Annotated in this window: 20 protein-coding genes and 1 other RNA gene; 8 read left to right on the plus strand and 13 right to left on the minus strand. The window is 67.3% G+C overall.

What is annotated here, in order from left to right; translation table 11 throughout:
• The first annotated feature begins 47 nt into the window (after positions 1-47).
• Genes HL653_RS19200 through HL653_RS19210 form a run of 3 tightly spaced genes read left to right on the plus strand, consistent with a single transcriptional unit; the run spans position 48 to position 3,180 of the window.
• Complete coding sequence (locus tag HL653_RS19200) at positions 48-1,382, plus strand: ABC transporter permease (RefSeq protein WP_171745932.1); 1,335 nt, start codon at positions 48-50, stop codon at positions 1,380-1,382.
• A gap of 26 nt (positions 1,383-1,408) precedes the next feature.
• A complete protein-coding gene (locus tag HL653_RS19205) occupies positions 1,409-2,773 on the plus strand; it encodes a hypothetical protein (RefSeq protein WP_171745933.1) in 1,365 nt (454 codons plus the stop codon).
• Positions 2,770-3,180, plus strand: coding sequence for a DUF305 domain-containing protein (locus HL653_RS19210; RefSeq protein ID WP_171745934.1), 411 nt, complete (start codon positions 2,770-2,772; stop codon positions 3,178-3,180). The genes HL653_RS19205 and HL653_RS19210 overlap by 4 nt, the downstream gene beginning before the upstream one ends.
• A gap of 16 nt (positions 3,181-3,196) precedes the next feature.
• Here the strand turns inward: HL653_RS19210 and HL653_RS19215 are convergent, their stop codons facing one another.
• Positions 3,197-4,090 carry a LysR substrate-binding domain-containing protein gene (locus HL653_RS19215; protein WP_171745935.1) on the minus strand — a complete coding sequence of 298 codons (894 nt, stop codon included), beginning with the start codon at positions 4,088-4,090 and terminating at the stop codon, positions 3,197-3,199.
• Between the two features lie 173 nt (positions 4,091-4,263).
• On the opposite strand from HL653_RS19215, the gene HL653_RS19220 reads away from it, so the two are divergent.
• Genes HL653_RS19220 through HL653_RS19230 form a run of 3 tightly spaced genes read left to right on the plus strand, consistent with a single transcriptional unit; the run spans position 4,264 to position 10,076 of the window.
• Positions 4,264-7,452 (plus strand): efflux RND transporter permease subunit, encoded by a 3,189-nt coding sequence (locus HL653_RS19220; RefSeq protein ID WP_171745936.1) that lies wholly within the window; start codon positions 4,264-4,266, stop codon positions 7,450-7,452.
• A gap of 37 nt (positions 7,453-7,489) precedes the next feature.
• Positions 7,490-8,638 carry an efflux RND transporter periplasmic adaptor subunit gene (locus HL653_RS19225; RefSeq protein WP_171747119.1) on the plus strand — a complete coding sequence of 383 codons (1,149 nt, stop codon included), beginning with the start codon at positions 7,490-7,492 and terminating at the stop codon, positions 8,636-8,638.
• Positions 8,639-8,687: 49 nt separating this feature from the next.
• Positions 8,688-10,076, plus strand: a complete 1,389-nt coding sequence (locus tag HL653_RS19230) for an efflux transporter outer membrane subunit (protein ID WP_253718149.1) — start codon at positions 8,688-8,690, stop codon at positions 10,074-10,076.
• A gap of 118 nt (positions 10,077-10,194) precedes the next feature.
• Here HL653_RS19230 and HL653_RS19235 read toward each other — a convergent pair whose 3' ends face one another.
• From HL653_RS19235 to HL653_RS19255, 5 genes are all read right to left on the minus strand, one after another.
• Positions 10,195-10,614 (minus strand): secondary thiamine-phosphate synthase enzyme YjbQ, encoded by a 420-nt coding sequence (locus HL653_RS19235; protein ID WP_171747120.1) that lies wholly within the window; start codon positions 10,612-10,614, stop codon positions 10,195-10,197.
• Between the two features lie 87 nt (positions 10,615-10,701).
• Entirely contained in the window at positions 10,702-11,163 is a 462-nt protein-coding gene (locus HL653_RS19240) for a DUF3035 domain-containing protein (RefSeq protein WP_171745938.1), read from the minus strand.
• Positions 11,156-11,656 (minus strand): signal peptidase II, encoded by a 501-nt coding sequence (lspA, locus tag HL653_RS19245; protein WP_171747121.1) that lies wholly within the window; start codon positions 11,654-11,656, stop codon positions 11,156-11,158. The genes HL653_RS19240 and lspA overlap by 8 nt, the downstream gene beginning before the upstream one ends.
• Positions 11,656-14,652 (minus strand): isoleucine--tRNA ligase, encoded by a 2,997-nt coding sequence (ileS, locus tag HL653_RS19250; RefSeq protein WP_171745939.1) that lies wholly within the window; start codon positions 14,650-14,652, stop codon positions 11,656-11,658. The genes lspA and ileS overlap by 1 nt, the downstream gene beginning before the upstream one ends.
• A 168-nt stretch (positions 14,653-14,820) precedes the next feature.
• A complete protein-coding gene (locus tag HL653_RS19255) occupies positions 14,821-15,756 on the minus strand; it encodes a bifunctional riboflavin kinase/FAD synthetase (RefSeq protein ID WP_171745940.1) in 936 nt (311 codons plus the stop codon).
• Between the two features lie 90 nt (positions 15,757-15,846).
• Here HL653_RS19255 and HL653_RS19260 point away from each other — a divergent pair, with 90 nt between their 5' ends.
• On the plus strand, positions 15,847-16,539 hold the full coding sequence (locus tag HL653_RS19260) for an HAD-IA family hydrolase (protein WP_253717094.1): 693 nt from the start codon (positions 15,847-15,849) through the stop codon (positions 16,537-16,539).
• 174 nt (positions 16,540-16,713) lie between these two features.
• On the opposite strand, the gene HL653_RS19265 is transcribed toward HL653_RS19260, so the two are convergent.
• The 3 genes from HL653_RS19265 to HL653_RS19275 all read right to left on the minus strand — a co-directional run bounded on the left by HL653_RS19265 (position 16,714) and on the right by HL653_RS19275 (position 18,634).
• Positions 16,714-17,115, minus strand: coding sequence for a hypothetical protein (locus tag HL653_RS19265; RefSeq protein ID WP_171747123.1), 402 nt, complete (start codon positions 17,113-17,115; stop codon positions 16,714-16,716).
• Between the two features lie 245 nt (positions 17,116-17,360).
• Positions 17,361-17,843 (minus strand): dihydrofolate reductase, encoded by a 483-nt coding sequence (locus HL653_RS19270; protein ID WP_171745941.1) that lies wholly within the window; start codon positions 17,841-17,843, stop codon positions 17,361-17,363.
• Positions 17,840-18,634: a thymidylate synthase gene (locus HL653_RS19275; protein ID WP_171745942.1), complete on the minus strand. Its 795-nt coding sequence runs from the start codon at positions 18,632-18,634 to the stop codon at positions 17,840-17,842. The genes HL653_RS19270 and HL653_RS19275 overlap by 4 nt, the downstream gene beginning before the upstream one ends.
• A gap of 126 nt (positions 18,635-18,760) precedes the next feature.
• Between HL653_RS19275 and HL653_RS19280 the strand changes: the two genes are divergently transcribed.
• Entirely contained in the window at positions 18,761-19,159 is a 399-nt protein-coding gene (locus HL653_RS19280; protein ID WP_171745943.1) for a JAB domain-containing protein, read from the plus strand.
• 120 nt (positions 19,160-19,279) lie between these two features.
• Here HL653_RS19280 and rnpB read toward each other — a convergent pair.
• The 4 genes from rnpB to cheB form a co-directional block, all read right to left on the minus strand.
• Positions 19,280-19,658: RNase P RNA component class A (gene rnpB / locus HL653_RS19285), an RNA gene on the minus strand.
• A gap of 190 nt (positions 19,659-19,848) precedes the next feature.
• Positions 19,849-20,559: an N-acetylmuramoyl-L-alanine amidase gene (locus tag HL653_RS19290; RefSeq protein ID WP_171745944.1), complete on the minus strand. Its 711-nt coding sequence runs from the start codon at positions 20,557-20,559 to the stop codon at positions 19,849-19,851.
• A gap of 126 nt (positions 20,560-20,685) precedes the next feature.
• On the minus strand, positions 20,686-21,513 hold the full coding sequence (locus HL653_RS19295; RefSeq protein ID WP_171745945.1) for a protein-glutamate O-methyltransferase CheR: 828 nt from the start codon (positions 21,511-21,513) through the stop codon (positions 20,686-20,688).
• Entirely contained in the window at positions 21,504-22,613 is a 1,110-nt protein-coding gene (cheB, locus tag HL653_RS19300) for a chemotaxis-specific protein-glutamate methyltransferase CheB (protein ID WP_253717096.1), read from the minus strand. The genes HL653_RS19295 and cheB overlap by 10 nt, the downstream gene beginning before the upstream one ends.
• Positions 22,614-22,626: the final 13 nt, after the last annotated feature.

A 22,626-nucleotide genomic window follows, 5' to 3' on the forward strand; every position in this document is an offset into this window, starting at 1 on the left:
ATGCGCTTTTTCCTCTCCACGCCTGCCTGCCCCGAACGGAGGTTCCCATGTTCGCGCTGATGCCCGTCAATATCCGGCTCGCGCTCCGCTCGCTCAGCCGCAATCGGCTGCGGACGCTGCTCACTATGCTCGGCATGATCATCGGCGTCGCGGCGGTGCTCACGATGGTCGCGCTCGGCACGGGCGCACGCGCCTCGGTCGAGGGTGAGGTCAGCTCGGCCGGCACCAAGCTCGTCTTCGTCCACTCGGGCAACTACACGCGCGGCGGCCAGAGCGTCGGCATCGAAGAGGGTGGCGGCGGCGCCGATACGCTCACGATCGCGGACATGAACGCGATCAGGGACGGCGTCGAAGGCATCAAATATATCAGCCCCGCCGTCCAGACGCGCACCAGCGTCACCGTCGGCGCGAGCAAGGCCTTCGCCAAGATCGAGGGCGTCGGCGTCGATTTTGCGAAAGCCTATTCGTGGGATCTGAAGTCCGGGAAGATGTTCGAGGACAATGCGAACCAGGCCGTGATCGGCCGCGCGCTGGCCGATCAGCTGTTCGGCAAGGATTCGAACCCGGTCGGCAAATCGATGCAGATCCGCGACCAGAGCTTCGAGATCGTCGGCGTCACCTCCGGCGAATCCGAAGACCATAAGGACTCGGTCTTCATCCCCTATCAGAAGCTCCAGATGGCGCTGCAGATGGGCAATATCAGCGAGATCGTGATCGCCGCCGAAAAGGCCGGCGAGGCCTCGCGCGTCGGCGAGGACGTGAAGAAGATCCTTCGCCAGCGCCACGGCCAGGGCAATGGCAAGGCCGCGTCCTACCTTTCGGCGCAGGCCGGCTCGGCGGGCTCGGTCGACGACTTCACCGTGCAGACGCAGGCCGCGCAGGCGCTGACCAAGGGCCTCTACACCCCGGCCGCCGCCTTCGCGCTCGCCAACCTGCCGAAGCTCGACGAGGTCAATCTCTCGGAGATGGCCGATACGCTCGACCATGCCAGCGACACGATGACGGCCCTGCTCGCCTCGATCGCGGGCGTGTCGCTGATCGTCGGCGGCATCGGCATCATGAACATCATGCTCGTCTCGGTGACGGAGCGGACCCGCGAGATCGGCCTGCGCATCGCCAGCGGCGCGCATACCAGCGACGTCGCGATGCAGTTCCTGGTCGAGGCGGTGACGCTCTCCGTGATCGGCGGCATCATCGGTCTGGTGCTGGGCCTCGTCGCCTCGCGCGTGATCGGCTGGTCGCTCGCCTGGCCGGTGAGCGTGTCGTTCGGCGCGATGGCGCTGGCGATGGGCATCTCCGCGCTCGTCGGTCTGGTCTTCGGCAGCTATCCGGCGCGCCGCGCCTCGCTGCTCGATCCGATCGACGCGCTCCGCACCGAATAAGCTCTGGAATAAGGGGAGCGCGAACCTTGGCGAGCCAGTTCGCCCTCCCCCCGCGCCGCATGAACCAACGTCGGGTTGTCATCGTCGCAGGCGTGGTCCTGCTGCTGCTCGCGGTGCTCGCCGCGTTCCGGCTGGGCGTGCCCTCGCCGCTCGCTCCCGCCGATCCGGTCGAGGCGCAGGCGCGACGCTTCGTGGAACTCGCCCTCGCCTTCGGCCAGACCGACGAGAAGGAGGTCGATGCCTATTTCGGCCCGGATTCCCTGCGCCCCAAGGCCGATGCCAAGGTGCCGTCGCTGGACGATCTCCAGCGCGACCTGACGACGCTCGCCGTCGATATCGCCGCCGATCCCGGCCCCGTCACACCGCGCCGCACCCGCCTCGCCAGCCGCGTCGCCCACCTGCAGGCGCTGATCGGCACGATCCAGAAACCGCGCAGCCTCTCGTTCGATGAAGAAGCCAGGCGCGTCTACGGGATCGATCCGGCACCGGTCGACGCAGCGGCCATGGCCCGCGCTGTCGCCGAACTCGGCCGACTCCTGCCCGGTCGCGGCCCGCTCGCGGCACGGGTCGACGCGTTTCGCGCGCGCTATGTGATCCCCGAGGACAAGCGCGAGGCCCTCTTCGATCGCGCCCTCGGGGAATGCCGCCGTCGCACGCGCGCGCATTGGCCGTTGCCCTCGACCGAGCGCGTCGATGTCGAGTGGACCACCAGCGTCGACGCCGCCTGGCATCGCTACCGTGGCAACTATCACAGCCAGCTGCAGATCAATCCCCAGGCGGTAGCCTTCCTGGGATCGGCGATCGATGTCGCCTGCCATGAGGCCTATCCCGGCCATCATGCGCAGTTCGTGATGCAGACGCTGGCGGCGCGGCCCAACGGGCTCCCGATCGAGGAGCGCGTGGTGCTGCTTCGCTCGCCCGATTCCATGTTCCGCGAGGGCGCGGCCAATTATGGCGTGGACCTCGCTTTCCCCCCTGCCGACCGGCTCGCCTTCGAGCGGGACGTCCTGTTTCCGCTGGCCGGTTTCCCGGCCACCGACGCCGCCAGGTTCGAGAAGGTCCGCGCGCTGATCGACGTGCTGGCGCCGGCCACCGCGCCGATCCTGCGCGATTACCGCGACGGCCGGATCACCGCCGATGCCGCTGCTGCAGCCCTCCAGCGCGACGCGCTCGTCTCCAGCCCGCAGGCTCTGCTCGGCTTCGTCGACCAGTTGGGCGCCTATGCGCTGGGTTACACGGTCGCACGGGACTGGGTGGCCGACCGCGTCGCCGCCGCCGCCGGCAAGGACGGCGATCGCTGGGCCGTCCTCAAAACCTATGTCGCGGCGCCGGGAATGCCGTCCAGCCCACCCCCTTCCACGCCCACCCCTTCCACGAAGGACAAGCCATGATCCACCCGTCCCGCCTGATCCCGCAGCGCCTGCTCGTGCTGGCGACGCTGGCACTCGCGGCTTGTTCTTCCGGCGCGGAAGCCCCCAAGGCGATGCACCCCGCCGAGGCCGCCTATCTGAAGGCCAACGACAAGGCGATGGCGGCGATGATGTCCGGCATGGAGGTGAAGCCGACCGGCGATGTCGATCGCGATTTCGCCCTGATGATGATCCCGCACCATCAGGGCGCGATCGACATGGCGCAGGCGCTGCTGAAATATGGCAAGAACGAGGAGCTGCGCGAGCTGGCCCGCAACATCGTCCAGAAGCAGGCCGAGGAGATCGCCCTGATGCGCCGCGTCGCCGGCGACATGCCCGCCGCCGCGTCGGAGAGCCATATGGACATGTCGCACGGCCATTCGATGTAAGGCCGAACGCGACCTGTTAGCCGTCCCCCTCGCGCAGCATCCGGATGAAGGAGCGCGCGATCGTCGAGGGTTCCCCCGCCCGGATCAGCCACAGACGGCTGACGGCGTTTTCCGCGGCGATGGGACGATAGACGACGCCATCCACCTTCAGCGCGCGCAAAGATTGGGTGACGATGGTGACGCCGAACCCGGCCGCCACGAGACCGAGCATCGAGCCCAGCCCGTTCACCTCCTGCACCGTCCGCAGCTTACGGCCTTCGCGCGCAAACAGCAGATCGACCTGGTCGTTGAAGCCACCGCCCGCGTCGTTCGAGAACATCACGAACGGCTGATCGGCGACGTCGTCGATCGTGAGCGGCCTGTCTTCCCGTGCCAGAGGGTGATCGTCACGCAGACCGATCAGCATCGCCTCCTCGTGCACGAGACCCGACACGAACGCGCCGGGCAGGATCGGGCGATCGTTGCTGCGGATGAACCCCACTTCCAACTGGCCTTCGCGCAGCTGTGAGAATTGCGCCTCCCGGCTCAGTTCCTTCAGCGTCATGTGGATCGCGGGATGCTCGGCCCGGAAGCGGGCGAACGTGCCGGAAACGAGCGGCACGAACGGCACCGAACTGACGAAGCCGATCGCCAGTTCGCCCTCCTCGCCCTGCTGGATGCGACGGGCGACATCCACGGCGTGCAGCGCCTGATCCAGCGTGCGCCGCGCCTCGATCAGGAAGATCGCGCCCGCATCCGTCAGACGGACGCGGCGGCTGGTGCGATCGAACAGCTCGATACCCAATTCGTCTTCCAGCGCGCGGATCTGCTGGCTCAGCGGCGGCTGGGAAATGCCGAGCTTCAGCGCCGCCCGGCCGAAATGCAGCTCTTCCGCGACGCGCACGAAATAGCGGAGGTGGCGAAGCTCCATCAGATCAGGTCGTAAAACATATCAATCGAGCCGTATCATATATTTGAGCAAAGGCGAATGATGGTGCAATGCACAATTGTACCAATTAGTATGGTTACGTTCGAAATCGCTATATGCTCCGTCCGGAGCTGGCCCCTCCGGCCTGGCGATCGCCTTGGAGTCGACGAGCGCAGATGATCGGCATCGTTAAGGTCGCACTGTCGCGTCCTCTCACCTTCATCGTCATGGCCGTGCTGATCCTGATCGCCGGCATCGGCGCCGCTTTGCGAACGCCGGTGGACATTTTCCCCGACATCCGCGTGCCGGTGATCGCCACCGCCTGGCAATATGCGGGCCTGTCGCCGAACGAGATGGACGGCCGCCTGATCACGCCGTTCGAGCGCATGCTGACGACGACGGTGAACGACATCGAGCATGTCGAGAGCCAGTCGATGCAAGGCATCGGCATCGTGAAGATCTATCTCCAGCCCGGTGCCGACGTCCGCACCGCCACCGCGCAGGTGACCGCCGTCTCGCAGACCGCGCTCCGCCAGATGCCGGTCGGCACGCAGCCGCCGCTGGTGCTGAATTTCAGCGCTTCGACCGTGCCGATCATCCAGATCGCGCTTTCGGGCAAGGGCCTGTCCGAGCAGCAATTGTTCGATACCGCGCAGAACCAGATCCGCCCGCAGCTCGTGACCGTGCGCGGCGCGGCGATGCCCTATCCGTTCGGCGGCCGTCAGCGTCAGGTGCAGGTGGATATCGATCCTCAGGCACTGCAGGCACGCGGCCTTTCTGCGCAGGACGTGGGCGCCGCCATCGCCTCGCAGAACCAGATCAATCCCGCCGGCTTCGTCAAGATCGGCACGTTCCAGTATAATGTGAAGCTGAACAACGCGCCCGCATCGGTGGAAGCGTTGAACGACCTGCCCGTGAAGGTGGTCGACGGCGCCACCATCTACATGCGCGACGTGGCGCACGTGCGCGACGGATCGGGCCCGCAGACCAATGTCGTGCGCGTCGACGGCCGCCGTTCGGTGCTGATGACCGTGCTGAAGAACGGCTCCACCTCCACCCTCTCGATCATCCAGGGCGTCAAGGACAAGCTGCCGCAGGCGCTGATCGGCCTGCCGCCGACGCTGGAAGCCAAGCCCATCGGCGATCAGTCGCTGTTCGTGGAAGCCGCCGTGTCGGGCGTGGTCCGCGAAGGCGCCATCGCTGCCGCGCTGACCAGCCTCATGATCCTGCTGTTCCTCGGATCGTGGCGCTCGACGGTGATCATCGCACTCTCCATCCCGCTGGCGGTGCTGGCGGCGGTCTTCGCGCTCTCGGCCACGGGCCAGACGCTGAACGTGATGACGCTGGGCGGCCTCGCGCTCGCCGTCGGCATCCTGGTCGACGACGCGACGGTGACGATCGAGAACATCAACTGGCATCTCGAACAGGGCAAGGGCGTCACCGAGGCGATCCTCGACGGCGCGGCGCAGATCGTGACGCCGGCCTTCGTCTCGCTGCTCTGCATCTGCATCGTGTTCGTGCCGATGTTCGCGCTGCCCGGCGTGGCCGGCTTCCTGTTCGTGCCGATGGCGCTTTCGGTGGTCTTCGCGATGATCGCCTCGTTCATCCTGTCGCGTACGCTCGTGCCGACGATGGCGATGTATCTGCTGAAGCCGCATGCGCAGGGCGAGGACGCCCACGCGTCGCAGTCGAACAATCCGCTGGCACGCTTCCAGCGCGGCTTCGAACGGCAGTTCGAGAAGGTCCGCCGCACCTATGTCAGCTATCTCGGGTTGGCGCTGAATCACCGCAAGCCGTTCATCATCGGCTTTCTCGCGATCGTGATCCTGTCGATGGGGCTCGTCCCCTTCCTCGGCCGCAACTTCTTCCCCGCGGTCGATGCCGGCCAGATCATGATCCACATGCGCGCGCCGGTCGGCACCCGCATCGAGGAAAGCGCCGCCGCCTTCGACCGCGTCGAAACCCGGATCCGCGAGCTGATCCCGGCCGAGGAGCTGGTGACGATGACCGACAATATCGGTCTGCCGGTCAGCTCGATCAACACGACCTACAACAATTCGGGCACGATCGGCCCGCAGGACGGCGACATCCTCATCACCCTCTCCGAGGATCACAAGCCGACCGCGGACTATGTGAAAAAACTGCGGACGGAGCTGGCCAGGAGCTTCCCCGGATCGACCTTCGCGTTCCTGCCGGCGGACATCACCAGCCAGATCCTGAACTTCGGTGCGCCTGCCCCGATCGACATCCAGGTTTCCGGCCGCAAGAATAGCGACAATGCCGAATATGCGGCCAAGATCCTGCGCGCGATCCGCACCGTGCCCGGCATCGCCGACACGCGCATCCAGCAGACGGCGCGCTATCCGCAGCTGAACGTCGACATCGATCGCACCCGCGTCGGCCAATATGGCCTGACCGAGCGCGACGTGACGAACAGCCTCGGCACATCGCTGGCCGGCAGCTCGCAGACCGCGCCCGTCTTCTTCCTCAATCCGGATAACGGCGTGTCCTATTCGGTGGTCGCGCAGACGCCCGAATATCAGCTGGGATCGATCGGGGATCTGTCCAACGTGCCGATCTCGGCAGCAGCCGGTACCGCGCCGACCCAGATCCTCGGCGGTCTGGGCCACATCTACCGGACCAACACGTCGCCCGTGTCGAGCCACTACAACATCCAGCCGACGATCGACGTCTATGCGGCGACGCAGGATCGCGATCTCGGCGCGGTGGCCGGCGACATCCAGAAGATCCTGAAGAAGCTGGACGCCGAGAAGCCGAAGGGCGTGACGGTCACGATCCGCGGCCAGTATGACACGATGAACACGGCCTTCACCGGCCTCGGCCTCGGCCTGGTCGGCGCGGTGGTGCTGATCTACCTGCTGATCGTCGTGAACTTCCAGAGCTGGCTCGATCCGTTCATCATCATCACGGCGCTGCCCGGCGCTCTGGCCGGTATCGTCTGGATGCTGTTCGCCACCGGCACCACCCTCTCGGTGCCGGCGCTGACCGGAGCGATCATGTGCATGGGCGTGGCGACGGCCAACTCGATCCTGGTCGTCTCCTTCGCCCGCGAGCGGCTCGCCGAACTGGGCGACGCGACCAAGGCCGCGCTGGAAGCCGGAATGGTCCGCTTCCGCCCGGTGCTGATGACCGCGCTCGCCATGATCATCGGCATGTTGCCGATGGCGATGAGCATGGGCGAAGGCGGCGAACAGAATGCGCCGCTCGGCCGCGCCGTGATCGGCGGGCTCATCGTCGCCACCATCGCCACCCTGTTCTTCGTGCCCACGATCTTCGCCACCTTCCACAGCCGCCGCCACGCCAAGGACAGCGTCGCCGGCCAACCCGAGCTCGCCCGTGTCTGAAACCCACGACCTGCCCCCCCTCCCCGACGATCGCCAGATGCGCGGTCTCAAGCGTTTCGGCATCGGTGCCGCCATCGTCGCCGTGATCGCCGTCGCCTTCGGCATCGTCAGCCGCTCGCACAGCGATCATGCTCTGGCCGAAACGGCCTCCGAGGCCTCGACGCTCACGGTGAACGTCGTGCGGCCCACGACGACCGATCACGCGACCGATCTCGTCCTGCCCGGCAACGTGCAGGCCTGGAACAGCGCGGCCATCTATGCGCGCACCAGCGGCTACGTGAATCGCTGGCTGGCCGATATCGGCGATCATGTCCGCGACGGGCAGGCGCTGGCGGTGCTGGATGCGCCGGATCTGGATCAGCAGCTCGCCCAGGCGCGCGCCGACTACCAGACCACGCTCGCGCAGGAGGCACTGGCCAAGACCACCTCGGTCCGCTGGGCCAGCCTGCTGAAGTCGGACGCCGTCTCGCAGCAGGAAGCGGACGAGCGCGCGGCCGATTACAAGGCGAAGATGGCCGTCGCCAATGCCAGCCTCGCCAATGTGAAGCGGCTGGAAGCGCTGAAGGGCTTCACCCTGCTCCGCGCACCTTTCGGCGGCACGGTGACGAGCCGCACCGCGCAGATCGGCGCGCTGGTCGTTGCCGGCAATGCCGGTGCGCAGCCGCTGTTCACCGTCTCCGATACCACGCGGATGCGGGTCTATGTCCGCATTCCGCAGGCCTATACCGGCCAGATCAAGGACGGGATGAAGGTGACGATGATGCTGCCCGAATATCAGGGCCGCAGCTTCACCGGCACGCTCACCCGATCGGCCGGCGCGGTGGACAATTCGTCCGGATCGATGCTCGTCCAGGTGCAGGCGCCCAATCCGAGCGGCGAGCTGAAGCCGGGCGCCTTCGCGCAGATCAGCTTCCCGGTTCCGGCGAGCGCCGGTGCGCTCCGGATCCCCTCGACCGCATTGATCTTCAACGCGGGCGGCACCTCGGTCGCCACGGTGGACGGCAACGGCAAGATCGCGATCAAGCCGATCACGATCGCGCGCGATCTCGGCAAGGAGATCGAGGTCGGCAGCGGCGTCAGCGCCACCGATCAGGTCGTCGATACGCCGCCGGACGCGATCCAGGCGGGCGATACGGTCAAGATCGCGAGCAGCGCCAAGGCGGACGGTGGCCGTGCCAAGAGCTAAGCTGTTCGCAGCCGCCACGCTGGCGGCGCTGCTCGTCTCCGGTTGCTCGATGGCGCCGGCCTATCATCCGCAGGCGACGCCGAGCCCGGCCGCGCTCAAGGAGGATCAGCCCGCCCCGCCCGCCGGCTGGGCCGAGGCGAAGCCGCAGGACGCCGCCGCGCGCGGTGCCTGGTGGTCGTCGTTCGGCGATCCCGTGCTGGACGATCTGGAGGCGCGCGCCGAACGCGCCAGCCCGACGCTCGCCGCCGCGCTCGCCCGCTACGACGCCGCCCGCGCGCAGGTGCGCGATGCCAGCGCGGACCTGTTCCCCGAGATCAGCGCCAGCGGCCAGATCCGGCGCGAGCGCCTGTCCGCGCTGCGCCCCAACGCGGTCAACGGTGCCAGCGAATATACGCAGCGCATCGTCGGCGGCTCGGCCAGCTACGAACTGGATCTGTGGGGCCGCATCCGCAACGAGGTGTCGGCCAGCCGCGCCGAGGCGCAGGCCAGCCAGGCCGATCTCGCCAGCGTGCGGCTGAGCCTGCAGGCCGATCTGGCGGATTCCTACGTGCAGTTGCGCGGGCTGGATGCCGAGCGCCAGCTGCTGGAACGCACCGTCGTCGCTTACACCCGCGCGCGCGATCTGACCGTGACGCGCCATGACGGCGGCATCGCCAACGGCATGGACGTCAATCGCGCGAAGACGATCCTCGCCTCGGCCCGTGCCCAATTGTCGGATGTCGCCAATCGGCGCGCCGCGCTCGAGCATCGGATCGCGGCGCTGATCGGCGAGCTTCCGGCGACCTTCTCGATCGCCGCCGACGTGAAGAATTTCGCGCCGCCGGAGATCCCCTCCACGGCCGCCTCCGAGCTGCTCCAGCGCCGTCCCGACGTGGCCGAGGCCGAGCGCAAGGCCTATGCCGCCAATCGGCGGATCGGCGTGGCGCGCGCGGCCTGGTTCCCCACCCTCTCGCTGAACGCGCAGGGCGGCTATAATTCGATCAACAGCGACGTTCTCCAGTCGCCCGCCAGCTTCTGGACGCTGGGGCCGGCGATGCTGATGCAGACGATCTTCGATGGCGGCCGCCGCGCCGCGCAGGTGAAGATCAGCCGCGCCGATTATGAGGAAGCCGCCAGCAATTATCGCGAGACCGTGCTGACCGCCTTCCGGCAGGCCGAGGACAGCCTCGCGGCGGCGCGCCTGCTCGCCCAGGCCTCGATCGACCAGCGCGACGCGGCCGAGGCGGCCAGCCGCACCGAGAATCTCGCGATCACCCGCTATCGCGACGGCGCCTCCGACTATCTCGAGGTGGTGACGGCGCAGACGGCGGCGCTGCAGGCCGAGCGCGCCGCGTTGCAGGTGCAGACCAGCCGGATGCAGGCAGCAGTGTCGCTCGTCCGCGCCTTCGGCGGCGACTATCACAGCCCGATCGCGGTGGCGCAGGCGGGCCAGCCTTAAGCCTCACCCTCAAACCGCTTGTCCTGAGCTTGTCGAAGGACCGTTCTTCTTTCTCATCTCGCTGAAAGAAAGAACGGGGCTTCGACAGGCTCAGCCCAAACGGAAGGGGGTTAGCCCCTTATTCCCCGATCAGATGCAGCGCGATGTTCCGACGGTGCGGGGCGCGGCGATGTTCGAACAGATAGACGCCCTGCCACGTGCCCAGCACGGGCAGGCCATCCGCGACCGGGATCGACAGCTGCACCTGCGTCAGCGCGGTGCGGAGATGCGCGGGCATGTCGTCCGGCCCCTCATCGTCATGCGCGTAGGCGTGGGGATCCTCGGGCGCGATCCGGGCGAAATAGGCCTCCAGATCGGTGCGCACCTCGCGCGCCGCATTCTCCTGGATCAGGAGCGAGGCCGAGGTGTGGCGGCAGAAGAGCGTCAGCAGCCCTGTCGCGATTCCCTGGCCGACCGTCCAGTCGACCAGTTCGCGCGTGACTTCGACAAGCCCCTGCCGCCGCGTTTCGATCCGCAGCTCGCCCGAAGCCTGCCGGATCATGCGAGGCCGCCGACAAGAGCCATTCGCGGAAAAGCGCATGGCGATGCGGCGCCATGCGCCGATCGGCGCATCATCGAACGACGCTTAGTTCTTCGGTGCAGCCGGTGCAGGCGTCGCGGCCGCGGCGCCGGTCGACGCCTTGGCGACGTCGCCGGTGGTGGCAGGCGCGTTCAGGATGTCGCGCGTGGCGCCGCCCTTGTTGACGGTCTGCGTCGCGGGCGAGCCCGCCTCGCTGCGGATGCCCGGCGTGGCGGCGGGGCCGGCCTGCGTCAGCAGCGCCTCTTCGCCGGCGCTCGCCTTCTGCTGGCCGCCGAACAGCGCGTTGAGCGCCTGGGTGGAGCTGTCCGCCTCCTGCGGGCGCGGCTCGCCCGGACGCGGCGGCACGAGCGTGAAATCGGGCGGCACCACCAGCGGCTGCGCGCGGCCGACGACGAATTCGTCGGGGCCGCTGCGCCCGGCGAACACGCCCTTCGGCGTCTTGGCGGCGCAACCGGCCAGGGTGAGGAGCGCCAACGGCACTGCCGCGACCCACAAACGCTTAGACATTCGCATTCTCCGAAGGCGGCGTCGCGTCACGCACGAACAGCGCGCGCACGGCCAGCAATACCACGCCGATGCTAATCGCGGCATCGGCGACATTGAAGACTAAAAAGGGCGACCATGCGCCGAAGTGAAGGTTCAGGAAGTCCGCGACATAGCCCAGACGCACCCGATCCGCGATATTGCCGATCGCGCCGCCCAGGATCGCGCCCAGCGCGAGCGCATCGACGCGGTTCCTCTCGCGCAGCAGCCACACCAGCACGCCGATCGCGATGCAGGCGGTAAGCCCCGCCAGCATCCAGCGCTCCGCGTCGGTGCTGGCGACGAGGAAGCTCATCGAGACGCCCCGATTTTCCACCCAGATGAAGCGGAAGATCGGCAGGATCTCGATCGGCCCGCGAAAGGGCAGACCGATCGGGCCCATGATCGCCCATTTCGAAAGCTGATCGGCCACGAGCACGGCCGCGGCCGTGGCGAAGCCGCCGATACGGACCGACATCAGCCGACCACGCTCGCGCAGCGATCGCACAGCGCGCCATCCTCGGTCACCTCGGGCAGGTGGCGCCAGCAACGGCCGCACTTTTCCAGCTCTGTCTTGGCGACTTCGAACGCGACCGGCTGGTCGGTTTCCAGTGTCTCGCCCTCGATCACCGTCACCGGCGCGGTGATCGCGATCTCGGCGAAATTCACCGAGCGCAGCAGCGCCGCATCGCCCGGCTGATAGGCGAGCGCGGTCACGTCCGCCTCCAGGCTGGAGCCGATCACCTTCTCGCGCCGCAACGGCTCGATCTTGCCGGTCAGCTGCGTGCGCAGCTCGCGCAGCCGCTCCCAGCGGACGCGCAGATCGTCGTTCGACCAGCCGGCCTCCACCGTCGGCCATTCCAGCAGATGGACGCTGCCACCCTCGGGATAGCGCGAGCCCCACACTTCCTCGGCCGTGAAGCAGAGGATCGGCGCGGCATAGCGGACGAGCGCCTGGAACAGGATATCCAGTACATTGCGATAGGCGCGGCGCGTGGGATCGCCCGCACCGTCGCAATAGAGGCTGTCCTTGCGGATATCGAAGTAGAAAGCGGACAGATCGTTGTTGCAGAAATCGCCCAGTGCGCGCGCATAGCGATTGAATTCAAAGGCTTCGGTCGCGGACTTCAGTTCCGTGTCGAGGCCGGCCAGCAGATGGAGCATGTAGCGCTCCAGCTCCGGCATCGCCTCGACCGCCACCGTCTCATCTTTCGAATACCCCTCAAGGGCGCCCAGCATGTAGCGGAAAGTGTTGCGAAGTTTGCGATAGGAATCGCTGGTGGTAGCCAGCACTTCCTTGCCGATGCGGACATCCTCGAAATAATCGGTCGAGGCGACCCACAGGCGAAGAATGTCCGCGCCGCTCTCGCCGATGATCTTCAGCGGATCGACGACATTGCCGATCGACTTGGACATCTTGCGGCCCTGCCCGTCGAGCGCGAAGCCGTGCGTCAGCACCGCCTCATAGGGGGCGCGGCCGCGCGTACCGCAGCTTTCGAGCAACGACGACTGGAACCAGCCGCGATGCTGGTCCGACCCCTCCAGATAGAGGTTGGCGCGCACGTCCTTGCCGTAGCGCGCCTCGATCGTGAAGGCGTGGGTGGAGCCGCTGTCGAACCACACGTCGAGAATGTCGCGCTGCGGCTCATAGTCCGCCGCGTCATAATCGGGGCCCAGCAAAGCCTGATGATCGGCCGCGAACCACGCATCCGCCCCGCCCTGCTCGAAGGCCGCGACGATGCGGGCATTGACAGCGGGATCAACGAGATAGGCGTTGGTCTTCTTGTCGAGATAGAGCGCGATCGGCACGCCCCATGCGCGCTGGCGCGAAATCACCCAGTCCGGGCGCCCCTCCACCATCGCCCCGATCCGGTTGCGGCCCTTTTCGGGCACGAAGCGGGTGTTGGCAATCGCGTCCAGCGCCAGTTCGCGCAGGGTTGGGGCGTTGGAGGTGGGGGAGTCGCCCAAGGCCCGTCCTTCGACAGGCTCAGGACGAACGGTGTTTTCGGTCGCACCCTCAACGCCGTTGGTGCTGAGCGAAGTCGAAGCACCGGCTCCGAGCGCCGCCACCGGCTTGTCCATCCCGATGAACCATTGCGGGGTGGCGCGGAAGATCACCTTGGCCTTGGAGCGCCACGAATGCGGATAGCTGTGCTGGAAGTCCGCGCTCGCGGCCAGCAGCCCACCGACTTCGCGCAGGTCCGAGCAGATCGGGCCGTCCGGCGCGTTGAACTTGGGATTGATGACGCTGCCCTGCCCGCCGAGCCAGCCCCAGTCCGCGCGATATTTGCCGTCACCCTCGACCGCGAAGACCGGCTCGATGCCGTTGGCCTTGCACAGCAGGAAATCGTCCTCGCCATGATCCGGCGCCATATGGACGAGGCCCGTACCCGCATCGGTCGTGACGAAATCGCCCGCCAGCATCGGGCGGGGCTTGGCGAAGAAGCCGCCGAGCTTGTGCATCGGGTGGCGGACGACAGTGCCGGCGAGATCGGAACCCTGCAAGGTCGCGATCTCTCTGGTAAAGAGTGCAGGGCCATTCATCCCAAATGCGGCAGCCACACGGAGCTTCCAGCTAGCAAGTAGGTCTTTGGCAACCAAAAACTTAGTATTGATGAGTCGATCCAAAGGATCGCGATCTAGCGATCCCTGCGTATCTGGATCGATTCCTGTCGCGAAAACCTGAGCGACAACATACTCAACCTCCGGCCCATAGGCCAAAGCCTGGTTGACCGGGATCGTCCACGGCGTCGTGGTCCAGATCACCGCACAGGCGCCGACCAGTTCCTTGATCGGCGAATCCGTGATCTCGAACGCCACGTCGATCTGCGTCGAGGTGATGTCCTCATATTCCACCTCGGCCTCGGCCAGGGCAGTCTTCTCCACCGGGCTCCACATCACCGGCTTCGCGCCGCGATAGAGCTGGCCCGTCTCGGCGAACTTCAAAAGCTCGCCCACGATCGTGGCCTCGGCATCATACTTCATCGTGAGATAGGGATCGTCCCAATCGCCCATCACGCCCAGCCGCTTGAACTGCTCGCGCTGGATATCCACCCAGCCCGCCGCATAGGCCCGGCATTCGGCGCGGAAATCCGCGACCGGCACCTGATCCTTGTCCAGCTTCTTCTTGCGATAGGCCTCCTCGACCTTCCACTCGATCGGCAGGCCGTGGCAATCCCAGCCCGGAACGTAGGGCGCATCCTTCCCGAGCAGCGACTGGGTGCGGACGACGATGTCCTTCAGCACCTTGTTCATCGCATGGCCCATATGGATGTCGCCATTGGCGTAGGGCGGGCCATCGTGGAGGATGAAGCGCTCGCGCCCCGCACGCGCCGTCCGCAGCTGGCCATACAGATCCTCGGCCGCCCATTTGGCGAGGATGGCGGGCTCCTTCTGCGCGAGGCCGGCCTTCATGGGGAAGTCGGTCTTCGGCAGGAAGACGGTGGAGCGATAATCGGGTTGTTCGTCGGCCATCAGTTCATCCGGTCCGTTGGTGTCGAGCAGCCCTGCGACTGCCTGCGGAGGCAGGCGTTCAGGACAATCCGAGCGAAGCCGCGACGCGCCCGTCGAGACAGGCGCATGCCATCTCGACGTCGGTTCTCGACTGCGCTCGAACCTTCGCTCGATGCGAACGGAGTAGGTTCAAGTTGCCAATGCGCTTAGGCGGCGGCGCGCCTCTTCGCAATCGGCGTCCATCTGCGCGACCAGCGCGTCGAGCGTGTCGAACTTCGCCTCGGGCCGCAGGAAGCTGATCAACTCCACCTCCATCACGCGATCGTAGAGGCTCTCCGCGAAATCGAAGAGGAAGCTCTCCAGCAATTCCTTGGGCGGATCGAAGGTCGGGCGGATGCCGAGATTGGCGGCGCCCGCCACCACGCGCCCGTCATCCAGCCGCGCGCGCACCGCATAGATGCCGTAACGCGGGCGCAGATAATCGCCCATGTCGATATTGGCGGTGGGATAGCCGATCGTGCGGCCGCGCTTGTCGCCGTGGATCACTTTGCCCGCGATCGCGAAGGGACGGCTCATCAGCCGTGCCGCCTGCTCGCAATCGCCCGCCTCCAGCGCGAGGCGGATGCGCGTGGAGGAGATCGGCCCCTCCCCGTCCTCGACCGGCGCGATCGCCTCGGCTAGGAAGCCGTGCGCCGCGCCCAGTTCGGCCAGCAAAGCCGTAGTGCCCGCGCGCGCCTTGCCGAACGTGAAATCATAGCCGGTGACGATCCCGGCCGCGCCGAAACGCTCCGCCAACACCTGCTCGACGAACCGCTCGGGCGAGAGATCGGCCAGCGCCTTGTCGAATCCGATCACCAGCATCGCATCGGCGCCCGCTTCCGCGAACAATCGCTCGCGCTGATCCAGCGTGGTCAGGCGGAACGGGCCGTGGCCGGGCCGGAAGAAGGCGGCCGGATGCGGATCGAAGGTGGCGACGATCGCCGGGCGCCCTTCCGCCCGCGCACGCTCCACCGCGCGCGCCACCACCACCTGATGGCCGATGTGGAATCCATCGAAATTGCCGAGCGCGATCACGCCGCCGCGAAAAGCCGCCGGCAGCGGCGCGCTTCCTGTCAGGCGCTCCATGGCGTGCGCCTATAGGAAAGCCGGGCCGCACTGCCAATGCGAGGCGGACAGGAAAAAGCGCGCGCATTTCGCACGGGCCGTCCCGGCGGGGTGTCGCCGCAGCGCAGCATCTCCTACATGGCGGGCATGTTCGAAAATCGCACCTTCGCCGCCTTTCTGTTCGACATGGACGGGACGATCCTGAGTTCGATCGCCTCGGCCGAGCGCGTGTGGATGCGCTGGGCGCAGGAGCATGGCATCGATGTCGCGACCCTGTTCGCCACGATGCACGGTGTCCGCGCGATCGATACGGTCGCGCGCCACGCCCCACCGGGGGTCGATCCGCGCGCCGAGGCCGATCGCATCACGCTGATGGAGATCGAGGATGTCGAGGGCACCGATCCGATCACGGGCGCGGCCGCCTTCCTGAACGCCATCCCGGAAGGGCGCTGGGCGATCGTCACCTCGGCGCCGCGTGCGCTGGCGCTGGCCCGGCTGCGCGCGAGCGGCCTGCCTGTCCCAAGCGTGCTGGTCACGGCGGAGGATGTGGCGACCGGCAAGCCTTCGCCCGAAGGCTATCTGCTTGGCGCCGAGCGGCTGGGTGTGGCGGCGGCCGACTGCCTCGTGTTCGAGGATGCGGCGGCGGGGATCGCGGCCGGAGAGGCGGCGGGCGCCACCGTCTGCGTCATCACCGCCTGCCGGACCGAAGGCGCACCCGCCGATCGCGCGGCCATCGCGAATTACGAGGGCCGCAGCGTCACGATCGATCCGGAGACGGGGGGCCTGCGGATCATCGCCTTCTAGGACCGATCGATATTCGGGGCTTTCTCTGCTTCTCGCCGTCACCCCGGACTTGATCCGGGGTCCCGTTGCCTGGGTGCCGGGGCTTGCCGAAAAAGAAGCGGGATCCCGGATCAAGTCCGGGATGACGGGATGGACAGAGCGCTGTCTCTTCTATCCATCGTATCGCAAGCCGGTTTAGAATCCGAGGGTGAGCCCCGCCGCGAAATATTTCGGGCCGGCATTCCCCTTCACCGCCACCTTCGGCAGCACCGGCAGCGCGACGGTTCCGTACGGACGGGGATCGGATCCGCTGATGCGGACGCCCGCACCGATCCGGGCCATCGCCGGAATCGCATAGGTGGCCTCGACCCGGCCATAGAGTCGGGCGCTGCCGCCGCGAACGAACACGCCCGCGCCCGGCGTCAGGCTGAAACCGGCGAAACCCAGCGAATAGCCGGCGCCGAACTCGCCGCCCCACCGGCCGTTGGCGCGCGCATAATCGGCCTCCAGGCCGGGACCCGACGCGAAAGCGGGTGCCGCGCTTATCGTCGCCACCAACGCCATCCCGATCCCCGCCAACGCACGCCACATCCGCATCATGATCCTGCCCTCGCTGTCCATCAGGCGCTGGCGGCTAGGGACACCGCCGGGGTGACCGCAACCGATCCGAGGCAGGTCGAGTCGATGCTGCGGCGGAAAGAGTCCGGCAACAGTTGCGGAATCAGAGGTTTAGAGCCGACCGGCGCTCTGCGATTTCGCTACTTGTTGCCGTCACGCCGGCCTCGTCGGCGGGCTCGGGACAGGCTTGAGCCGGGGTCGTGCTGCCTCCGCGCCTGGTCCGGCTAAACCGCCGCGCCGCGCTCCAGCGTGACGAAATCGAAATCCGCCCCGCCCATCTCGCGCCGCGCCACGCGCCAGCCCGCGCCCAGCGGCGGCATCTTGGTGTCGCCGTCCACGATGCGATGCACCTCGGTCAGTTCGATCCGCGCGGCGCGATCCATGAACAGGGCATAGATTTCCGCTCCCCCGATCACCGCCACTTCGGGCGCATCCCCGGCCAGCCCCAGCGCCTCGTCCACCGTGCCCACACGCTCGGCGCCCTTGGCACTCCACGCGGCATCGCGCGTCAGCACGATGTGACGGCGGCCCGGCAGCAGACCCGGCAGGCTCTCGAAGGTCTTGCGGCCCATGATCATGGGCTTGCCCATCGTCAGCGTCTTGAAATGCTTGAGGTCCTCCGGCAGCCGCCAGGGCAGGCCGCCATCGCGCCCGATGATGCCATTGTCCGATCGGGCGACGTGCAGGACGACGAGAGGCATGCTCATACCGCGATCGGCGCCTTGATGGTCGGCTGCGCGACATAATCGATCAGCGCGAAATCCTCATAGTCATAGCCATCGATCGCATCCGGCTTGCGGAGGATGTCCAGGCGCGGCAGCGGCCCCGGCGTGCGGGAAAGTTGCTCGCGCGCCTGATCGAGATGGTTCACGTAGAGGTGGCAATCGCCGCCGGTCCACACGAACTCGCCCACCTCCAGCCCGCATTGCTGGGCCAGCATGTGCGTGAGCAAAGCATAGCTCGCGATATTGAACGGCACGCCGAGGAACACGTCAGCCGAGCGCTGATAGAGCTGCAGGCTGAGCTTGCCGTTCGCCACATGCGTCTGGAACAGGCAGTGGCAGGGGGCGAGCGCCATCTGCGGCTGGTCCGCCGGGTTCCACGCCGAGACGATCTGGCGGCGTGAGGCCGGATCGCGGTTGATCAGGTCGATCAGCAATTTGATCTGGTCGATATGGACCCCGCCCGGCCCTGCCCAGTCACGCCACTGCTTGCCGTAGACGGGGCCGAGATCGCCATCCTCGCGCGCCCATTCGTCCCAGATGCTCACGCGCCGCTCCTGCAGCCAGCGCACGTTCGTGTCGCCGCGCAGGAACCACAGCAGCTCCACGATGATCGATCGCAGATGCAGCTTTTTCGTCGTCAGCACCGGAAAACCGGCGGAAAGATCGAAGCGCATCTGGTGGCCGAACACGGAAAGCGTGCCCGTTCCGGTGCGATCCTCCTGCCGGACGCCCTCCGCCATGATGCGCCGCATGAGATCGAGATAAGCCTTCATGACCCTCGATTAGCGCTGCCATCCGAGCCCGCCAAGCCGCGTTGAACGATCCGAAACGGACTTGGTCATGCTGGAGCGGATGCCCGGCCCCGGCGCACCCTCCCGGCCGGACGGTGGGAGCGATGGGTGCAACCGGGCGCGTTCCAGGGGCGGGAGATTTCCGATACGGGGACGGCTGCCGCCCTGCTCGGCCCGGCCTTGCGCGCGCTGGATCATGAGGAGTTTCACGTCCTCCATCTCGGCGCGGAACTCGGCCTGATCGGACACGAAACCTATGCGATCGGATCGGAGGGCGGGGTCGATGTTCCGCTGCGCGCGCTGTTCCGCGATGCGCTGGCGCTGGAAAGCCACGCGCTGATCCTCGCGCACAATCATCCCGACGGCGATCCGCACCCGAGCATGGCGGACAAGGTGGTGACGCGGCGGATCGTGGACGTGGCGCGACCGCTGGACATCGCGGTGCTGGATCACCTGATCTTCGGCGGCGGCGCGTGGACGAGCTTCCGCAAGCTGGGCCTGATCTGACGCCCGCGCCGCTCCGTCATCCAGACGAAGTTCGAACCCTTATATGCATCGTCTGCTCCGCCTCGAAGCAGACCGGAGGCGTCGAGCGCACTCGATCCAAGCCATTGATAGCAGTATAAAAATGCCAGAGGGTCTATAAGCCGGGTTTTGTCCATCCCTTGCGGGACTGTGCGACCATTCCTCTAGGACGACGCTTGCGCGCCGCCTCCAGCAACCAACCCGGACGACCGGATCGAGCCGATCCATGTGCCGTCCCTATTCGGTCTTGCTCCCGGTGGGGTTTGCCGTGCCGCCCCTGTTGCCAGGCGCGCGGTGCGCTCTTGCCGCACCCTTTCTCCCTTACCCGGATTCCGGCGAACCGGAACCGCCGGGCGGTATCCTTTCTGTGGCACTTTCCCTGGGGTCACCCCCGCCGGGCGTTACCCGGCACCGTCACTCTGCGGAGCCCGGACTTTCCTCCCCTCGTCTTACGACAAGCGGCGGCCGCCCGACCCTCTGGCGCGGCGGCTGGTAGGCGCGGGAGCCCCTGCTGTCGAGTCAGAGCTTATCGCGATGCGATTGCCTCAGCCCATCTTCCCAAGACCGCGCGTGCTGAGCCTGTCGAAGCACCGTCCTGCTTCTTCGGCACCTCGACAAGCAAGGACGGCACTTCGACAAGCTCAGTGCGAACGGACACGGGAGCGACACCCTCAGCTCTTCGCCAGCCGCGCCGCCGCGCCCTTGTCGCCGCCCGTCAGCAGCGAGAGCAGGATCGCACGCGTCTGGCCGTCGATCTGGCCGTCGATCCGCTCCGGCCGATAGCGGCGCTGGAAGGCGCGCACCGCGGCCTCGCCATCGATCACTTCATAGCCGAAGCGCTCCAGCGCCAGCAGGAAGCCCCCGTCCGTCCAGTGCGGATCGGTCAGATATTTGGCCGGGCGCGGCAAGGCGAGGCGCACCTTGGCCAGCCTCTCCCAATCGAACAGTTCGCCCGGATCCTCCTTGCGCGTCGGGGCGATGTCCGAATGGCCGACGATATTGCCGCGCGTGATCCCATAGCGGCCGACAATGTCGGCCATCAGCGGCAGCAATGTCGCATATTGCGCCTCGGTGAAGGGGCGATAGCCGAATTCGTGGCCGGGATTGACGATCTCGATCCCGATCGAGGCGGAATTGACGTCGTCTATGCCGCGCCAATGCGATCGGCCGGCGTGCCAGGCCCGCTTCGATTCATCGACGAGGCGCATCACCTGCCCGTCCTCGGCCACCAGATAATGGCTGGAGACTTCGGAGGCGGCATCGGTCAGGCGCGCGATGGCGGACGGCGCATCCTGCATGCCGGTATAATGCAGCACGATGATGGAGATCGGCAGCTTGCGATCGTTGAAGCTCGGAGACGGGCAGTCGATGATCTCGGTCATGGGCACTCGCAGCAGCGCAGCGCGCAACCCATAGCGTTGCGCCGGGCCGATCCGCTAGGGCCAGAATCAGCCGGCCCGCTCCGACCTCACGGAGATGGAGCGCCGGTTTCCGCGCCTTTTGGCGGGCTACGCCTTCTGCCAGCCCTTCAGGCGATAGAAGCCGCGCAGGCTCCGGTCCGCCTCGAACGCCTCGCTCTGGCCCAGCACGGTCTCGCCCGCGCCCAGGAACAGCAGGCCGTCCGGCGCCATCGCCCCGGCGATCCGATCCAGCACCGCGCGGCGAGTCGCCATCGGAAAATAGAGCAGCACGTTCCGGCACAGCACGATGTCGAACCGGCCCAGCGGCGGCGGCTCCATCAGATTGTGGACCGCGAAGGAGATGGATCGGCGCAGCTCCGGCTTGGCCCGCCAGCTTTCGCCTTCGGCATCGAACCAGCCGATCATGTCGCCGATCGGCAGGCCGCGCTGGATCTCCATCTGGCCGTAAAGTCCTTCGCGCGCCCGCGACACGGCCTGCGGCGAAACGTCGGTGGCGACGATCGCGATATCCCAGCCCTGCCAGCGATCGGGCTTCTTCCGAAAATCGATCGCGAGCGAATAGGCCTCCTGCCCCGTCGAGCAGCCGGCGGACCAGATGCGGAGCCGCTTCGTATCGGTGCGGAGTTCGGCCAGCGCCGGCAACACCTCGTCCGCGAAGGAGCGGAACGCGGCCAGATCGCGGAAGAAGGAGGTTTCGTGGTTGAGGAGCGCTTCCACCACCTCCTGCTGCAGCCGCGCCTCTTCGATGCGGCCGAGCCGGGTCGCGAGCTGGTCCAGCGTGTCGAAGCCCTGTGCCTTCATCACGGGGCCCAGCGCCGTCTCGATCCGCCAGCGGCGCCCCGCCACGAGTTCCTGCCCGGTCGCACGCTCCAGCAGCTTCGAAAACGCGCCCTCGGCGAGCGGGCTCATATCCATGCGGCGGCTCCCCGTACGGCGAAGCGGTTCGCCACTTCCCGCGCCAGCGCCGCGGGCGGCAGCACGATCCGCGCCAGCCCCGCATTCACCACCGCGCCCGGCATCCCCCAGACCACCGAGCTTCCTGCATCCTGCGCCAATATCTCTCCACCTGCCTGGGCCAGATCGGCCGCCCCCAGCGCGCCGTCGCGCCCCATGCCGCTCAGGATCACGGCCAGACCCGCCGCGCCGAAAATCGTGGCGACACCCGTCAGCATGGGATCGACCGAGGGCGTACAGCCGGACGGCATCCGCCGCCGCTCCAGCCGGACGTGGACGATACCGCGCGTGCGGGCGAGGCCGATATGCGCGTCGCCGGGCGCGAGGATGATGCCCCCGGGCGCCAGCTGCATCCCGTCGCACGCCACCCTGGTCGGCCGACCGGACATGTCCGTGAGCTGATCCGCGAAATAGGACATGAAGGGTGCCGGCAGATGCTGCGTCACCAGGATCGGCGCACTCACCCGCTCGGGCAGCGCACCGAAGAAGGCCGCCAGCGCATGGACGCCCCCCGTCGATGCGCCGATGGCGATGCACTCGATCTGTTTCGTGCCGGACGAGGCGGGCGCGGCCGGCTCCGGCGCGATCGCCTCGATCGAACCGAAGGCGCGTTGCGCGCCGCGTGCGCCATCCGCAGGCTCGACCGCGATCCGGCGCACCTTCTCGATCAGTTCGCGCGCGAAGGCCCCGGCGAGCCGCCCGGCCCCCGGCTTCAGCAGCGTGTCGGCCGCCCCCAGCCGCAATGCGTTGATGCTGGAGGAGGCCCCGTCGCCGCACGCCGAGGAAACCACCATCACGCGTCCCCCGCCGCGCGCGATGATCGCGGGCAAGGCTTCCAGCCCGCCCATGTCGGGCATTTCCAGATCGAGCAGGGTCACGTCCGGCCGGTGGATATCGAACGCCGCCAGCGCGGCCCGGCCGCTGCCGGCCTCGGCCACCACCGCTATGTCCTGCTCGGCCTCCAGCATGCGCACCAGCACGGCGCGGGCGACGATGGAATCGTCGACCACCATCACCCTGATGGGTGCGTCGGCCTGGCGGCTGGCGGCATCCGCGTTCATGATCTGGCCTGCG

Origin of the sequence: Sphingomonas sp. AP4-R1, assembly GCF_013113735.1 — a bacterium.
Classification (GTDB): Bacteria; Pseudomonadota; Alphaproteobacteria; order Sphingomonadales; family Sphingomonadaceae; genus Sphingomonas_I.

Excerpts from the sequence above, each read along its gene's own strand:
- HL653_RS19270 (WP_171745941.1), bottom strand. The coding sequence starts at position 17,843 with ATGAGCATGCCTCTCGTCGTCCTGCACGTCGCCCGATCGGACAATGGC.
- HL653_RS19215 (WP_171745935.1), bottom strand. The coding sequence starts at position 4,090 with ATGGAGCTTCGCCACCTCCGCTATTTCGTGCGCGTCGCGGAAGAGCTG.
- HL653_RS19230 (WP_253718149.1), top strand. The coding sequence starts at position 8,688 with ATGGCGCCGGCCTATCATCCGCAGGCGACGCCGAGCCCGGCCGCGCTC.
- HL653_RS19220 (WP_171745936.1), top strand. The coding sequence starts at position 4,264 with ATGATCGGCATCGTTAAGGTCGCACTGTCGCGTCCTCTCACCTTCATC.
- HL653_RS19275 (WP_171745942.1), bottom strand. The coding sequence starts at position 18,634 with ATGAAGGCTTATCTCGATCTCATGCGGCGCATCATGGCGGAGGGCGTC.
- HL653_RS19240 (WP_171745938.1), bottom strand. The coding sequence starts at position 11,163 with ATGTCTAAGCGTTTGTGGGTCGCGGCAGTGCCGTTGGCGCTCCTCACC.
- HL653_RS19290 (WP_171745944.1), bottom strand. The coding sequence starts at position 20,559 with ATGACCGAGATCATCGACTGCCCGTCTCCGAGCTTCAACGATCGCAAG.
- HL653_RS19255 (WP_171745940.1), bottom strand. The coding sequence starts at position 15,756 with ATGGAGCGCCTGACAGGAAGCGCGCCGCTGCCGGCGGCTTTTCGCGGC.
- HL653_RS19265 (WP_171747123.1), bottom strand. The coding sequence starts at position 17,115 with ATGCGGATGTGGCGTGCGTTGGCGGGGATCGGGATGGCGTTGGTGGCG.
- HL653_RS19225 (WP_171747119.1), top strand. The coding sequence starts at position 7,490 with ATGCGCGGTCTCAAGCGTTTCGGCATCGGTGCCGCCATCGTCGCCGTG.
- ileS (WP_171745939.1), bottom strand. The coding sequence starts at position 14,652 with ATGGCCGACGAACAACCCGATTATCGCTCCACCGTCTTCCTGCCGAAG.
- cheB (WP_253717096.1), bottom strand. The coding sequence starts at position 22,613 with ATGAACGCGGATGCCGCCAGCCGCCAGGCCGACGCACCCATCAGGGTG.
- HL653_RS19200 (WP_171745932.1), top strand. The coding sequence starts at position 48 with ATGTTCGCGCTGATGCCCGTCAATATCCGGCTCGCGCTCCGCTCGCTC.
- HL653_RS19295 (WP_171745945.1), bottom strand. The coding sequence starts at position 21,513 with ATGGATATGAGCCCGCTCGCCGAGGGCGCGTTTTCGAAGCTGCTGGAG.
- HL653_RS19210 (WP_171745934.1), top strand. The coding sequence starts at position 2,770 with ATGATCCACCCGTCCCGCCTGATCCCGCAGCGCCTGCTCGTGCTGGCG.
- lspA (WP_171747121.1), bottom strand. The coding sequence starts at position 11,656 with ATGTCGGTCCGTATCGGCGGCTTCGCCACGGCCGCGGCCGTGCTCGTG.